The sequence below is a fragment of the Oleiphilus sp. HI0123 genome (genome assembly GCF_001635315.1).
The window spans coordinates 1-618 of the sequence record NZ_LWGE01000927.1 but is presented as its reverse complement, the minus strand read 5'-3'; the positions used below and the strand labels follow the sequence as shown (position 1 = coordinate 618).

Below are 618 nucleotides of genomic sequence, written 5' to 3'. Positions count from 1 at the left end.
TAATACGAACTCTTCGCCACCGTAGCGAAAACACAAATCACTTCCACGCGCGCACTTTTTGATTGTCGCTGCAAGGTCGCGAAGGACGCTATCACCGGCTAGGTGTCCGTATGTATCGTTGACGTGTTTAAAATGATCAATATCAAGCATGAGAACGGAAAGAGGGGTGTTGTGACGTGTCGCTAGCTCTGCCTCTCTGTGTAAGCTGGCATCAAGTGCGCGTTTATTGCCGCAACCCGTTAACTCATCTCTAAGCGCTGATTGAAGTGCTGCTTGATATAGTTTTGCATTTCGTAAAGGAAATACCAAGGTGCTAGCCAGGCGCTCGATAATGGAAAGTTCTTCTTCAAGAAAGCGCTTCTTTCTAGAAAAGGTAATTGCGCCTAATTCTGTTTCGTCCATGGTGAGGTTGTACTGGCAAGAATGTACACCAGATTTATCACCAATTGTGATAGGGCTCTGATTGGAAGCTTCATGTTTCATTTGATCAAATGACACCAAAGTCTGGACTTCACTCGCAAACATATGAATGATGTCACTACAATCTAGCGTGGTTTGGAGGCGGCGAGTTAAGCGAGAAATAATATCGTTATTGTCGCTAATTGATTTATTTAGATC

Annotated in this window: 1 protein-coding gene; it reads right to left on the bottom strand. The window is 44.0% G+C overall.

The window, feature by feature from the left end:
• Positions 1–618, bottom strand: a 618-nt coding sequence (locus A3761_RS07995; protein ID WP_156491737.1) for a GGDEF domain-containing protein, incomplete at both ends; no start/stop codon positions are given.